The sequence below is a fragment of the Campylobacter sp. RM9334 genome (genome assembly GCF_020138145.1).
Classification (GTDB): Bacteria; Campylobacterota; Campylobacteria; order Campylobacterales; family Campylobacteraceae; genus Campylobacter_E.
Window position 1 is genome coordinate 1 of the sequence record NZ_JACGAX010000020.1, and the last position, 16,160, is coordinate 16,160.

Genomic DNA, 16,160 nt, shown 5'->3' on the forward strand with positions numbered 1-16,160 from the left:
TTTCTAAAACCTTTTAATATATTTTACATATTATATTATATTGATAACTTAAAATAGTTTATTCTCCAATCTAAGTTTTTATAACAAACTGGTTATGATAAAAACCATGTATTTATACTCTGCTGCATCGATGTTTTTGCGTAATTTATCGGCACTTTTCCACAACGCATCTTCTAGTTTGATTTCTACTTTCTTTGCCATTTTTATCCTTAAGTGGTTTTTCTTAGTGTAGCAAAAAAGCCTTATATTTGCCTAGCTTCCGCTAGGCTTATGAGTAGTGTAAATCATTTAGTAGTTTTAAATTGGATATTAAATTTTTCTAAAATCTCTACTTGCTTTGTATCAAAAATTAATCTTATTTTATTTTTACCATCTAAATCATATTCTAAAAATGTTTTTTTGCCTATACTTGATAAAACTTTAATATTATTAAATCTCAAATTTCCCTTTGTTGTCTTACAAATTTCTAATTTTTTAGCATTACCTTCTTCTGTTTTATTATCTTCGTAACAAAATTTAAAATCAATATCCATCCCACGCTCTTTAAGATAATCAGCCACATTGTCATTCATATATACCATTACATCTGCTTTATAGTTTCCAATCCCAGCTACACCCATGATATTTATATTTGCAAATTCTACATAAACTAAAATTGAGATAATTAATATTATTCTACCCATAATCTCTTTACCACAATATCCAATAAATATAGTTATTATATACATTATAAAAAGCATAATCGCATATAAGTAATGCCAATACCCTTCTTTGTTTTCCGATAAAAGTAAACTAAAAATAAGAAATACAACGAAAATAAACACATGCATTAAAATATAATAATAACTCATTATGTGATCTAGTATAGTCATAGCCTTATTATCAATTTTTTTCTTATGTTTTAGTATGTCTTTCTCCATTAAGCTACATATATACTCATTCTCTTCTTTTGAATATTCGTTTTCTATTTTGCTTTTTAATACTTTTAGTTCTCCTATATATTTTAAAACTAATACTTTTTTAGATTCAAATTTTTCTTTAATTTTCCTATCACTTACAAACCACTGAATAATATTTTCGTAGCAAAAATAAGAAAGTAATAAAATTATTAAAAAGAAAACAAAAGTATGTAAAGTAAAAGCCAACAATTCATTCAAATCAAATCCTGGAACATCGTTTAAAGTAAGTACATAATGTTTTATATATAAAAATATAGCACACATAACAAACAAAGTAAAAACTGCATTTCCTGTTGATTTAATTGTGCGAGAAAACCTCTCGCTCTTATCAATAATATCACTATTCTTATTATCTGATAAATTATTTTCCATTTAATCTCCTTAATTTAAATTATCAAATATAGAATTTATTATAGTATATTTATCATTAAAAAGCAAATTTTAATATTTTTATGATATAAATAGAAAAATAATTATAAATATTTCTTTTTAGGATAGCAAAATGAAGGTTGATGATAAAGATTTAATGCTAATTGATTTAATTTATGAAAAAATTTCATCTAAAGATGAACTTGCAAAGGCTTTAAAGGTAAGCACAAAAACCATTGAAAATAGAGCAAAAAATCTAAGCGAAATTATAAAGTATAGTAAAAAACTTGAAGGTTATATTTTCACTGACTTGCTCCCAAAATACATAAGCCCAAAAGTTGTCTTTAAGCACATTTTTGCTGAGCTTGAAAATGCAAACCTTGAAAGCGAGTTTAAAGGGCTTTTTGATGAGTATTTTTACTCACAAGAAAAGCTAATTGATACTTCAAAACTATCAAATCTAAACCAAAAAATCATCATGCTAAATCACGCAATAAATCATAACATTTTGCTAAGTTGCAAGTATAAAAACGAGAGAAAAATCATTCAAGCAAACCAGTTAAAGGTATCTAATTCTAAACGCTATCTTTATATCACTTACGACAAAAAAAACGGCGAAAACACAGGAGAATATAGAACATTTGCTCTAAATTCTATGAAAGATATAATAGCTTTGGAGTATGTAAAAAATGGCGGATTTAAAAACACAAAAAGTGGAAATGCTTTTGGCTATGCTGAAGGTAAAAAAAGCGTGATTTTATACCTTAAAAATGAAGCGGCTAGTTTTTTTAAACGAGAAAAGCCAAAAAGTCATAATTTTAGATTTTTAAGCGAAGATGATAATGGTATAGAAATTGAGTTTTTCTACTCACCAAGCTCGGTTGAACTTGAAAGCTTCATCGCTTCTTGGCTGCCACTAATTAGCATAAAAAACGACGATGAACTAGCCCAAACAATCTATGAAAATATCCAAAACAACCTAAACGAACTAAGGAATTTGAAATAGGAATTTCGTTTGTTTAGTATAAAACCTATCAAACAAATAAAATTTATTTTTGTACTCATTTTAAAATATTTAAAATAAACCGTTTATATATTTAAACCACCAAAAAGTTTCAAATTTAAACAAGCTTCAACCTTATTTTAGTAATATCAAATAATTAAACAATAGGAGAAAACATGATAAATAATAAAAAAATAAAAAATATTTTAGAGCACATTAACAGTGATTTACAAGAAAGAGAAGAAATAGCATCTATAATACTTCTTTGCATGATAGCAAACAAATCTGTGTTTTTATATGGACCTCCAGGCACTGGTAAAAGCTACATAGCAAGAAAGGTTGCAAGTGTTTTTGAGAGTGATAAATTTTTTGATTATTTAATGGGAAAATTTAGCACTCCAGAAGAAATCTTTGGCCCATTTAGGCTTAGTGAGTTAAAAAAAGATAATCTTGAAAGAGATATTAAAGAATTTTTACCTAGTGTTGATTTTGCTTTTTTAGATGAGATTTGGAAAAGCTCTCCTGCTATCTTAAACTCGCTTTTAACAATACTAAATGAAAAAATCTTTAAAAATGGAAAAGAAACAATAAAAGTTCCGCTAAAAGGACTAATATCAGCAAGTAACGAATTCCCACAGGCAAATCAAGGACTTGAAGCTTTATATGATAGGTTTATTGCTAGGCTTGAAGTAATGCCGATTGCAAACAAAGATAACTTTAAAAAATTTATACAAAATGAAAGCAAAGAAGTAAAATTAGAAGAAAAAATTAAAAACACTGAAATAGAAGAGGTATTAAAAAAATCAAAAAAAATCAAAATAGATGAAAAAGTATTAGACATACTAGAATTATTTAGAGCTAATATAAGTGTTTATAATAATGAGAATAAAGACAATGCAATATACATAAGCGATAGAAAATATAAAATGATTTTTGAGCTTATAAGAGTTATGGCTGTATTATGCGAAAGAGAAAAGGTAGAAATAGGAGATTTGATACTGCTTGAGTATTGTGCATGGGATAAGCCAGAACAAAAAGAAATAATAAAAGAAGCTTTAGTGAAAGCTATAAAAGACTTTTCTCCTAAAATTATGTTTGATTTTTCAAAAATAAATAAACTTAAAAAAACAATTAAATATGAAATAAAATACCAAAAAGAAGATTTTGCTTATGTTAAAGTTGATGATGAAGAATATATTTATACTAATCAAGAGCTTAAAACCTATTACGGAGATTCACAAAAAACTATATCTATATATATTAAAAAAGAAAGTTTATATAAAACAGATTTTCAAGAAATATGCTACAAAGATCAAGATGGTTATTTAGAAAAATTATATGACTTTAGATATAAATATGATGATAAATCACATAAGATATATCATGGTAATGTTGCAAGGTATAATGGCTACGACTATGCAAATAAATATCAATACGATAATGTAAATAAAATGCAATGTTTAACTTCTATTATACCTGATTACAAAAAAGGAGATGATAAAAAAATATCATCTTTCGTGCAACAATCATTTATCAAAGAATTAAAAAATAGCATAGATAATATAGAAAACCATATGCAAAAATGCGAAGAAGAAAAAGAAAAATTTATTCAAACAATGAATAATCCTTTTTTTGATAAAAATAAGTTTGATATGTATTTTAAAGCTTTAGAAGATACAAAAAGCAATCTTAAGGCTAAAAAAATAGAATGTGAGAGATATTTAAAAATATTAGAAGAAGATGTAAGGATTACAAACTAAATGCAAGATATCGAGCTTACAAACAATGAGATAATAGACAAAGCATTAAAAGAACGCATAAATAATTTTAAACAAAACCTAAAAGAATACCTTGCAAATATACCACAAAATTTGCAAGATGAAAAAAATAAGCTTTTTTATAACGAAATGCTGATAAACCAACAAAACTATCCAGAATATAGTGAAGTTTTGGATGATTGTTTGTGTTTTAACGATGATTTTGATGATGATTTTTATCATGAAAAATATAAAGCTAAAGAAACAGAATTAAAAGATAAGAAAAACTATAAAAAAGCACTTAAAAGCTATCATAATTCTTTAACAAAAAGTATTTATAACGAGTGGAGTGATATATATAATAAAAAACTATCAAATTGGCAAGAACAAGAAAAGCTAAAGAAAGAAAATGATTTTATAAAAAAACTTAAAGATTGGTTGAAATTTATAAAAAGCTTAATCAATATATCATCAAATCTAGGTATGAATGATGATTTTAAAAACAATCTTTACTATTCACTAGCTAGCTCTATAAGAAATGGCGAAGAGCTAGATAAATACATAAACCATAACTTTGGTAATGGATGTGGTTTGGAAGAAGCTTTAAATACTTTAAATGAATTTTTAGAATTTATAGAAAGTGAAAGCATAAAAAAACTATGTGATAAATTAGGCTCGCTAGAAGAATCTATAACAAAAACCAAAAAACATAAAGAAATGTTTCAAAAGTCATTTTCTCAAAACATACCTATACCAAGCAAAAATAAAGCAGAAATAACAGGCATAACTTTAGATAATAAAATAGAAAATATAGTTCCTAGCGAACTTGCTTTGCTTGGTGGTGAATTTGAGATTGTGTTTGATTTAAAATATGTAGAAAAAAGACTACTTTGCTTTGAGAGTGTGGAGTATGAGAAAATAGAAGGACTTGAAGATATAGAAATAGAGGTTGAAAAGCAAGAAAGCGATAAAGGTCCTATGATTTTATGTGTTGATTTTAGTGGTAGTATGAGTGGAGAATGCGAGCACATAGCAAAAGCAGTAACATTATATATGGCAAAGCAAGCAATGAACGAAAAAAGAGAATGTTATATAATAACTTTTTCAACCAATATAAAAACAATACACCTAAGCAAAAACGCAACAATTTTTGATGTAATTTCTATACTTCAAATGAATTGTAGTGGTGGAACAGACCCATTTATAGCTATCAAACACGCTATAAAAAAGCTTAAGGAAGATAGTTTGAAAAAAGCTGATATTTTGATGATTAGTGATTTTGTATTTAATAAAAATGATAAAAATGAATTATTAAAATTACTAGAAAATGAACAATATAATAAAATCTATGCTCTATATTTAGGTTATTTTCAAAATTCAGTGGTTTGGGATAAAATATTTAATGAAGAATTTATCTATAACCTAAATACAAACGATATAGAAGAATTAGGAAGAGATTTGATTAGGCTTAATAATCATTATTGAAGTTGTCTAATATCTCTTCGTTTGTTTTTCGTCTATTTATGTCATTTGTATAGCAAAAACTTATATTTTTATCTTCACAAACAAGTTTATATAAACTAGGATTTAAAATTCTAGTTTTATTATCATTATAAATACTTCTTTGACCATTGTCGCTATTTCTTTTAATTGATAATGGATATATTAATATATAAAACAATCCTACTTGTTCTTGAGACAAATGATGAGCAAGATTTAACTATAGAGTTCTAAAATATTTAACTTATTTTTACCTCTACAAACTCCAATAAAAGCTTTTGAATTTTATACTTTAATAATAATTGAAAGTTTTGTTTATAAAAATAATTCAAAAAACAAAAATTGAAAATATAATTTCAATTTACTTAATAATAAATATAAATAAACATAATTTATTTTCTAGCACTAAAGCTTTAACATTACAAAAAAACTCACAAGGTTTAAATAAATAGTTTTACTAAAGTTATTTATCATAAATATAAATTATTTTATATATTCAAAAATATGCAAAAACATTGTAAATTTTGCAAGAAATTAATGCAAAAAGATCTTTAAAACTATATAAAATACATAAAAAATACTAACCAAAAAAGTAAATATAAAGACTATGTAGTAAATATATAAAAACCTTATTATCTCTATACTTTGTTTGTTTACATTTAGTAAAAATATAGCAATTTACAAAATAAAAAGTAGCTTATAGTTACACAAAATTATTAAAATTAAATCAATTAAAAATACAAAAATATCTTTTGCTTTAACAAACTTTGCTTTTCTGTGATTGTTTAAATAATTACAATAAAAACCAATAAAAATGCTAAAATGTGTGATAATTTATCATCTTTAAAATCGTTAAAATTATTTATTGCTTATTTAGAAAAATAGCATGGATTAAACTTTTAAACGTATTTTAAGTGTTTATAAAATAAACAAGGTAAATTGAATTTGATAAAAATCTGCTGATATTTACACTATAAACAATAATTTCAAAAATATTATTTTTGAAGAATGTTAAAATTAATCAAAGTAATTATGAAAAATTTGCTAAATACCAAAAATACTTTAAAATTACAAATCATAATTACTATATTTGAATTAATATATTAAGATGTTTTAATTCAAACATCCAAAAGACTAGTTCTTATAAAATTATTAATATTAAATAAACTGCTATAAACAAAGAAAATATAAAATCTCTCTTACAAGATATTTTATTGATGCTTATATATTTAATTATTTTTATCATTTTTGGTTTTTTGTATTTCAGTAAAAACAATAAGAGCAAGAATTTATTTTGTGTATTTTTTAAAATTTATCTTCGTATATTTTATGTATTTAAAATTAACTGATATGTAAACCTTAATTTTCAAATAACCTGAAACACTAATAATGCTATAATAAATTAAATCAAATTCAGGTAATATATGATAAATAACATTATTTAATATGCTACTCAAATAGCAATATATAAAGGTTAAATTATATTAATTAGGTGATAATGTTTATATATCTTAAGAACTTATCATAAAATCTTTTTACACTCTAAGCAAAATATATAAAAAATTTGAAGACAATTAATTATCTGGGTTTTCAGTTATCAAGAAAAAATTGGCAACTGCTACAGATGGCAAACAATACAAGATTAAATTTTACTCTCTTGAAATAATACTTACAATTGACTTTATAGTACCTAATAGAAAGATATAAAAATTATAAAATAGACATATATATAAAGGCTTTGTTATTAATAGAGATAAGGTTAAAAAAAAGAACCCATAGTAGTAGGAGTTTTATTATTTTGATGAGTTACTTAAATATATAATAGATATTAAAAGCAAAAAAATAAAATATTTATAAAACAATAAAAGATTTGTTTGTTTTATACGTAGACTATAATGACTACTTATATATTTTTTGCTAACATTTAAAACAAATTTTATATGCTATCACATAGAGCAATAGCAAAAATAATTTTTACAAAGCTAATGTAAACAAAAAATATGTAATTTAGATTATTAAGGATATAAGAAGGCGGAGTGACATTATGATAGCTAAGAAAATTATCTAAATAAAAATAAGCTTAATAGTCTTATAAATATAGTTTTAGAACTAACTAAGTTTAGAGCAGGCAAAACCTAAAACTAAAAATAGATTATAAAAAATAATGTTAATAAGCTTTTAGAGTTTCAAAAATGGGTGAGAGGTAAGGTTTTAAATAGCAATAGACAAGTTTCAAATAAATAAAAAACGATAACTTATGAACATTTGAAATATTTTATTAGAAAAAGAAAATAAAAAGAAATGCTAAAAGTTGATAGACAAGCATTAAAAGAACTTAGCAAAAAACTAAAAAAATAAATAAATTTTCGTTTACTTGAGCATATAAAATACATAAAAAAATAATTTGATAAACGAAATTTTATAATAATCCATATTTATAGATACAGAGTACTAAAGATTTTCAATATATTCATCTATATCTTCATCACTTAAAAATGCTGATTGGATATAGTATTTTTCTCCACTTAACTTTGCTATCATATGACCATTTCCTAGTAACTTCTCAGCTCCCTTTTCATCTAAAATAATATTAGAATTTTTTTCCGTATCTACTCTAAGAGCAAATTTTGCTCCTAAATTAGCTCTTAATATAGGTGGTACTACGGTATTGTCTGGTCTCTGTGTGCTTATTATTAGATGGATACCAGCAGCTCTTGCTTTACCAGAAAGGCTTTGTATATTAGATGACATACAAGCGCTGAAATCTTTATCTAGCATCCAGTCTGCAAATTCATCAAAAACAACAACTATTCTAGGAAGAATTATATCTGTTTGCTTGTTGTATGAGTTTATATCTTTAGCTACACCTTTAAACATAGCATATCTTTGTTCCATTATTTCAACTAATTGATTTAAAGTATTTATCGCTTCTTCTTTTTGGGTTACTAAGCTATGCAGATGTGGTATATTTTCGTATTTTGCAAATTCTACCTGCTTTGGATCTATCAAAATAAGATTTAAATATTCTGGTTTATTTGTTCTTATTAGGTCTATAATAAGAGAATTTAAAAATACACTTTTTCCACTTTTTGTCATGCCTGCGACTAAAGCATGAGAATCACTACTATTCAAATCAAAATATATATTTTCATTGTTTGTTTCGCTTTTTCCAATTATAAGCTTGGTATTAAAATTTTGGTTTTCTAATTCCCTTTCTTTTACACAATCTTTATAAAACACTATATCTCTTATTTCTCTTTGAAATACCAAATCATATGCCCTAGGAACAACTTCAACCCTTAATAATCTTAAACCACACATAGACAAAAATACACTATCTAATTTTTCAAACATAGTAATATTCCAATCATAATCAGGTTTCAACGAAAACCTAATGCTATTAGGTGTTAATTTAACATCAATAATTCTAGTTGCTATATCATGATGTATTAGAACATTTTTGATATTTTGTTCAATCAAGCTTGTATCAATTTCAACAGCTTTGCTATATTGCACATCTACACACTCTTTAACTGCAAAATCTTTAATATCATCATTTTTAGCAACATTCATATTTTTAATATCTTCAGCCTTATCACATTTTTGCTGCTCACTCAATTGATAATTAATGTCTATCAATTTCGTTTGTTTGTCTATATTATTTAAGATATTTAATATTGCTTTCTTTCCTATGTGATACTGCACCACGCCATCGCAATCACGGCGTTCAATATTTTCATCTAAATCATAAACAAAAATGAAAGAAAATCCCCTAACTATGAAATTTAAATTCTTATAATTTTGTCTAATTTGCGTTCTTAATTGCTCGGAATTTATATCCACATTAGTATCTGTTTTAAACGCTCTTAAATGCTCTTCTATAATCAAATCAGTAAATCTTGCTATACAAAAATCTTTATCGTTATATTCATCTTCGCTAAAGATTTTTTCTACCTGTTTTTTTGTATGCAAAGTTTGTATTATTGATTTGTCTTCAAGATCTCTTTTGCTTAAATTTGAGCAATATTTAATCTCATAAACATCAACGTATAAAGTAGACAAATCCCCATCCTTAAACACTGGGGTAATTGCTAACAAATCTGCTAAGCGCCCTTCTTTTCTAAACATTTGAGAGTAGCTATCAACTCCCCCTAAAAACCAATCGGAATAATTATCTAAATATATAATAGCACTGTTTGTGGAATTGTTTTTTATAATATAATTAGACAAGGCTAAGCCTAAGAGCTCGTTTGCAAAGCTTCCTTTGCCGGTAGCTTTTAACACTATATCACCTGCTATCTCATCAGCTAAATTTATTAGTTTTTCTTCTATATTTTCATCGTAAGCTATATTTTGCTCTATTATTTCTTGGATTTTTGCTTTAATTGTCTTTTTTAAAAGTATAAAATTTCCATGCGATGATATTGACAATACCTTGTTTAAATTACGTGCTTTTTTATATTTGATAACTCTAGCCCCACATGCATTTAAAACTCTTTTATCGGTTAGTGAATCCGCGCTAATAACCCATTCGGTTTTTTGGTGAATCTTACTAATTGTTTCTTTTATATTTTGATCTTGAGTAAAACTTATTGTAGGTAGTTTATAATCATAATCACCCTTATTGTCAGACACCAAAGATAAAATCAAAGTATCTAAAATCCTTGATACTTGTGTCTTCACAGGGGTTGTTAAATACCTGCTGATGTTTTTTTCATTCTCGGTGATAAATCTTTTGTTGCTCCAAATAGTAGGATGAAAATCAAATAAAGCTATATTGTTTATATTTGCTTCTGGCAAGTTTTTATACTCTATTTTAGCTCTTGAAGAAAAAAAGTCATACAAAAGCGCAATGTCTAAATTATAATTCAACCTATCTAAACTATCAAAGCTGTCATGAAAAGCCTGCAACCTTACGTTTGATAAAAATGAAATTTCTTTTTTTTGTATATCATCATTGCTAGTATTTTTTAGAATATCGCTATATATTTTTCTTATCTTTGAAGCATTATCCCCATTTAAAAAAAGTTCATAGTTTTGCCCATCTTCTACAACATCTAAAAGCTTTTTAAGTATTTCTAAAGGCAATATAGAGCTGTTTGTTTCATGCAACAATACCTTTAAGTTATCTACCCTATATAAATATAATTCTAAATATTCTTTAATACTCTTTTCTAGGGTAGAAATATATTCTGATGTGATTATATTTTTCTCATTTTCATTAGGGATATTTTCATACAAACTATGTTCGTCAAAATGCTCAGCTGGAACTAAGAGCTTGTTTTTATCTCCATTTAAACTAAAAAAATCAAAATAATAAGGTGTTTTAGCCAAAATATCTAAATCGTTATAATAAGCATCTTGCATGGCTATGTTTTCTTTATCATCTTTAAAACTATCTATTACTGATGCTATTTTTTTAATTTTTACACAATAAGAAAGAAGCCTTAGTGGATGATATGATGGTATAACTAAAAAATCGCTACTATTTTGAATTTGTAAAGTAAACATGGATACAAATGATTTTATAACATCATTTTTATAATCATCATTCCTATAATTATCATAGATGTAATTTGCACAATTTATATAAGAATCATTTAAATCTTGACAAATTTTAAGCATATCACCATCTTTGCTAGAAAAAGAATGTTCTAAAAAGCCTATAAATTTTTCTATAAAATCATTATAAATATCATTAAACTCATCGGGGTTGCTAAAATATTTTTTATATTTGTTAATAAAATTAAAAGCGTATTTTTTATAATTCATCCCAAATGGCATATCACTTAACGTAAAGCGAAGATTGTTTTTACCTAAAAAACGATTGGCTATATAAAATGGACTAAATATTTTCTTCTCTTTAAGTATATGCAAAATATTATCTACACTATCACAGTATTTACTAACGATACTTTTTGTTTCAAACTTCCATTTAATATATTTAGTTATCTTTCTATCGTCTTTGTAGGTGATGGTTATCTTAAAATCCAATTCTGTTTTTTTACCTCTTGTTGTTTTGTCTTTTTCTTGCGTGTTTAGATTGCTATCAAAATCATCGCTGTATAAAAACTCTTTAAGCTTTTCATCAAATTTTAATACATTTGAAAATTTTTCAATAATTAAAAATCTATATTTTAAATACCTCAACGCATCTTTGTTGTAATTACTAAAAATTGCCTTTTTTTGCTTTTTGTCTAAACTAATGCTTATTTGCTCTAAGCTACACTCTAACATATTTATAAGCTGAACCAGGCCAACCAAAAAATTATTTACCTTAATGGTTTTTGGGTATAACATTTTTTTCCATTTGTTATCTAGATTGAGATTTTCAGATATATATCCTTTATACTTATCATAAAATTCTTCTACCATCTCTAGATTTTTATTTGTTTTTTTAGTGCTAAGTGTTTTTAGTAAACTAACTTCTGCACTTTGTAGCGTGATGTCTTTTTGTTCTAAATAATCAATAGTTTGTTGATATAAACTAAGATTTGGTTGTATGATTAATTTATCAAACAATAATTCAATTTTATTATCTGCCCAATCAAGTGTTGCAAATTTTATTTTATCTTTATTTAAAGTATTTTTATCTGCATATATAAATTGCTTAATGAGCTCTTTTTTACCGCTATCTAGCATATCAAATTCTTCTTTTATAATACTTCTCTCATCATCTTCAAAGAATTTATTAGCTAAATCTTCATTGTTTAAGTTTTTATACTCTTTATTTATAGCATTAGACAAATCTTTGAGTGTTTTTATGCTTTTTGCTAAATTTTTATTAGTTTTAAAATAATCATGAAAGCATTTTCTATATCTAAACATCCCTAGTTTATCTAGCGACATACCAATAGCTTCCTGATTAGAGCAAGCTTCATTGTTAATTAAATTTATAATAGATAACAAAAAACTATCTATGTCGTAAATATTTATATGATTTATTTTTTTTAATATCTCATTACAAATATTTTTTAGCCTAGCTGCATCATCATCGCTCAACCCAAGCAAATCTACAATCGCACCTATATCATCCTTTAAATCTTCTTTTGTTATTTGCTTAATATCACCAAGTGTATCTATTCTGCTAGCAACTAGAAATAAAATCAAATTATAGTTGTGCAAATCCTCTATTTCTTCATTTCTAGCACTCGCCATATAAAAATCATCAACGCTTTTAATATTTGAAGCATTTGAGTTTAATTCTAATCTTTTATCACATAATACCAATATATCAGGATGATGTTTTTCCACCTGATTTAATATATGAACATATGTTGTTTTATGAAAATCTTCTAGCAAAACTTTTGCTATTTCATCACTTTGGCTTTTTTCATTTTCAATTTTTCTAAAAATTACTTCATTTATATATGACATAGCTGCTTTTCCTATCTTTGTGTATTTACAATATATAGTAATCCATCGGATTTCTCATCTAAATATCCTAGCTTTCTAAGCTTTTTTATAAATCTTTTTTTATTGTTTTTAAAATCACTCTTTAGACTTTCATCATAAATATATCTATCAGATATAAAAATGTTATATTTATCATAAATTACGCTTAAAAACTTATCTAATTCCATTTTAATATCTACATTTAAAAACACCAACAAAGCTATTAATTCTTCACTTAATAAATATCTAAAAGCATTGGTGCCATCTCTACTAACTAATCCAGCGTCTTTAAATAGCTTTCTTAAAACTCCTGAAAAGTTATTTTTATACTCTGTTTTTATTATGTCAATAAGATAGGTTTTTACGTTATTTAAATCATTGTAAAAAACATAGTCTTTATCAACTTCTTTAATAAAGCTTTCTAGCTCATGCAGATCACAACATGTAGAGATTTGTATTATGTTGATTATGCAACTTAAAACACCTTCTTCGTTAATCTTATAAACATCTTTTGAATATCTCCTAGCTTTGCAGCTTTTTGTATTTAGTACTTCTGTTGGAATCTGTGTTTTGTCATTATTGTTGTTTAAAATTTTTGATTTATATACAATAAACATACCTAAATATAAAGCTATTAAATTTGAAATCATAGAAAAAAGATCTTCGGTAACTATATTGGATTTTAAAAGATGAATCAAATCTTTAGCTAAATTCTCAAATACAATTTCACACCCACTAATATTTATTGAGTTTTTGTTTAAAACTTGACTGCTATCCACATCGCTTAAAGAACCGTTATTAAGTAAGCTAATTAATTTTTCCCACCTTAAATCTGCGTTGTTTTTATATCTATATAATATCAATTCTTTTAGCTCATTTTTATAAGCATTGTTTTCAAGATTGCAAAAGCCTAGGTATAAAAGCTCTCCACCTCTTGCAAAAAAATTACGCCTATCATCTGCATATAAACCAAAAACCATATTTAAAGAAAATGGATGTAAGGACTTCATCTTTTTTGCATTAGGGTTTATTAGTATTTGCTCTATACACTCAAGTAGTGTATAAAATTCTTTATAGTCCTTAAAGTTTGATTTAAGATATGAAAAATCCTCTTCGCATGACTGAATAAGACTATCAAAGCTATTATGTATTTGATAGACATCTAAAAGTGTGTCTATTTTTTTATGATTTAATTTTTTTATAACTGACTCATTAAACATATTTTCTTGATTTGATCTACATATGTTTAAAAATTCTAAAAATATAAACTCCTTATCTTGAGTATCTAAAAATCTATGTCCAAAAAAATAATTAAAAAAACCAAAACCATCAATATTTCTAGCTTTGCTAAAATCATATATGTCTTTTAAAATACTTAATAAATCCCTATCCATAACTATTACCTGCTTTTTATATTAATATTAGTAACCTTATCTTCACCAGTAGAGTAATCTACTTTAAATACTGAAATTTTATTGTTTTTAAAGTGTGATTCTTGATTGATTTGACTTATTATTTTAGTTTTAAAGCCAATAACCCTTTCATAATACTCTCTAGAAAAACTAATAGGAAGCATTCCATTAGCAACTCTCATCAAAAACTCAAACATATGCAAATCTAGCATTAACTCTGCATTGTAGCTCGAAAATTTTAAAAATATTTTTGGTACATAATCACTTGAAACACTATCTTTTTTAAACTTGCTAATAATCTCTAAATCATCAACTGAGATTTTTATAAAAAGTTCATTTGAATGTTTATGATTTGTTTTTACAAAATTTTTTACTATAAAAATCTCCCCACCGCTAGCTTCTAGTAAAGCACCGGTAAACACCCTGTTAAGTCCCGAGGATAGCTCAGAAATTATATCACTATCTATATCTAGCTTATTTTCATCTTTTGTTTTATCTAGTTTAAAAATAATATTGTTTTCATAACTTTCTTTATGATGATAAATACTCAAATCGTTAAAGTCTAAACCATTTTGTTTGATTTTCCTAAAAAAGAGAAATTTTTTAAAAAAATTAAGACTGCTAAATAATTCATTTTGAATTTGCTCTTTGTTATCGTTATTGCTGTTAAAAAAGCTATCTTTTATTTTATAAAAATTTTCAAAAGTGATGTATTTGTTATCCAAAAGCTTGGCATATAAATAATTGTTTTTTATATCTCCATACATTAAAAAATCATCTATTGTATTATTTGTCTCATATCCTATTTTAAATTCTTGCAAATAATTATAATGTTTGTATTTGGAATCTTCTACATTATTAAGATTTTCACCAAAAAGGTTATTGTAAATACAAGCATCTAGTTTGGGTTTATTTTTCATAGCATTAATAGCTTCTTCACAACTTTCAAAATACTGTAATTTTCTTTCATTTTTTTGATATTTCTTAACCCCTAAAATAACGTTAGCAACAAGGTCAAATAACTTTCTAGTGGTAATAAAGTTATGATTATAATCGCATTGTTTAATCAAACTTACCACTTGTTCTTTTATTTTTTCTAGCTCTTTTATATTTTCATGTATAGGACAAAAAATACTATCATCGCTTAAACTCGGGCAATCAACTTCATATTTTTTAAACCTATTAAGAATAACTTCTATAATTTTTTCTATCTTAAAAGCAGAACCTAAAGAACTTAAGTGCCAAAAATAAAACAAATCATTTTGAGCATAGTTCTCAATCGCATTTAAAATTTCGTTTCTTAAACCTATCTCACCGCATTCTTCAAGACTATCAAGCAAAATCCCATCATTTGCTGCTATAAAATAATATTCATTTTGAGTTTTTGTTTTTAATTTGTTTAAAATCTCTTTTTTGCTTTCTTCTTGTGAAAAATCTTTTATAAATACTATTGTATAGTTTGTGGTTTTAATTTTAGCAGGGTTCCCATTGTCGCTCCATCCATCTATACAGCCATTTAAAGTAGTATATATCTTTCTTAAAATATAAGTTTTACCATCACCTGCACTACCTGAAATAATAATATGCTTAGGGTTATTTGTAAAGATTTTTATAATCTCATCTATGTTTATTGTATCTATATTTATTTCATCAATACCATATTTTCGGTATTCTTTTATTATTGTATCATCAAAAGAATTTGCATTTGCTGATTTAGACAATAAATACCCAGATAGAAATTTAATCAAGCCACTCATATCAACTC

8 protein-coding genes and 1 pseudogene are annotated in these 16,160 nt (G+C 25.2%); 3 read left to right on the forward strand and 6 right to left on the reverse strand.

Features of this window, described 5'->3' with window-relative positions; genetic code table 11:
• Positions 1-102 precede the first annotated feature (102 nt).
• Together AVBRAN9334_RS07945 and AVBRAN9334_RS07950 are read right to left on the reverse strand one after the other, a co-directional pair.
• Positions 103-201, reverse strand: a pseudogene (locus AVBRAN9334_RS07945) (hypothetical protein); the annotation flags it as partial.
• A gap of 83 nt (positions 202-284) precedes the next feature.
• Positions 285-1,331 carry a hypothetical protein gene (locus tag AVBRAN9334_RS07950; protein ID WP_336607494.1) on the reverse strand — a complete coding sequence of 349 codons (1,047 nt, stop codon included), beginning with the start codon at positions 1,329-1,331 and terminating at the stop codon, positions 285-287.
• Between the two features lie 130 nt (positions 1,332-1,461).
• On the opposite strand from AVBRAN9334_RS07950, the gene AVBRAN9334_RS07955 reads away from it, so the two are divergent.
• From AVBRAN9334_RS07955 to AVBRAN9334_RS07965, 3 genes are all read left to right on the forward strand, one after another.
• Complete coding sequence (locus AVBRAN9334_RS07955; RefSeq protein ID WP_336607495.1) at positions 1,462-2,334, forward strand: hypothetical protein; 873 nt, start codon at positions 1,462-1,464, stop codon at positions 2,332-2,334.
• A gap of 173 nt (positions 2,335-2,507) precedes the next feature.
• Positions 2,508-4,091: an AAA family ATPase gene (locus tag AVBRAN9334_RS07960; protein ID WP_336607496.1), complete on the forward strand. Its 1,584-nt coding sequence runs from the start codon at positions 2,508-2,510 to the stop codon at positions 4,089-4,091.
• A complete protein-coding gene (locus tag AVBRAN9334_RS07965; RefSeq protein ID WP_336607497.1) occupies positions 4,092-5,573 on the forward strand; it encodes a VWA domain-containing protein in 1,482 nt (493 codons plus the stop codon).
• Here AVBRAN9334_RS07965 and AVBRAN9334_RS07970 read toward each other — a convergent pair.
• From AVBRAN9334_RS07970 to AVBRAN9334_RS07985, 4 genes are all read right to left on the reverse strand, one after another.
• Entirely contained in the window at positions 5,557-5,769 is a 213-nt protein-coding gene (locus AVBRAN9334_RS07970) for a DUF6037 family protein (protein ID WP_214120559.1), read from the reverse strand. The two genes, AVBRAN9334_RS07965 and AVBRAN9334_RS07970, sit on opposite strands and share 17 nt — an antisense overlap.
• Before the next feature lie 2,270 nt (positions 5,770-8,039).
• Entirely contained in the window at positions 8,040-12,965 is a 4,926-nt protein-coding gene (locus AVBRAN9334_RS07975; RefSeq protein WP_336607498.1) for an FtsK/SpoIIIE domain-containing protein, read from the reverse strand.
• An 11-nt stretch (positions 12,966-12,976) separates the two neighbouring features.
• Positions 12,977-14,377 carry a hypothetical protein gene (locus tag AVBRAN9334_RS07980; protein ID WP_336607499.1) on the reverse strand — a complete coding sequence of 467 codons (1,401 nt, stop codon included), beginning with the start codon at positions 14,375-14,377 and terminating at the stop codon, positions 12,977-12,979.
• A gap of 5 nt (positions 14,378-14,382) precedes the next feature.
• Positions 14,383-16,152 carry a hypothetical protein gene (locus tag AVBRAN9334_RS07985; protein ID WP_336607500.1) on the reverse strand — a complete coding sequence of 590 codons (1,770 nt, stop codon included), beginning with the start codon at positions 16,150-16,152 and terminating at the stop codon, positions 14,383-14,385.
• Positions 16,153-16,160 lie beyond the last annotated feature (8 nt).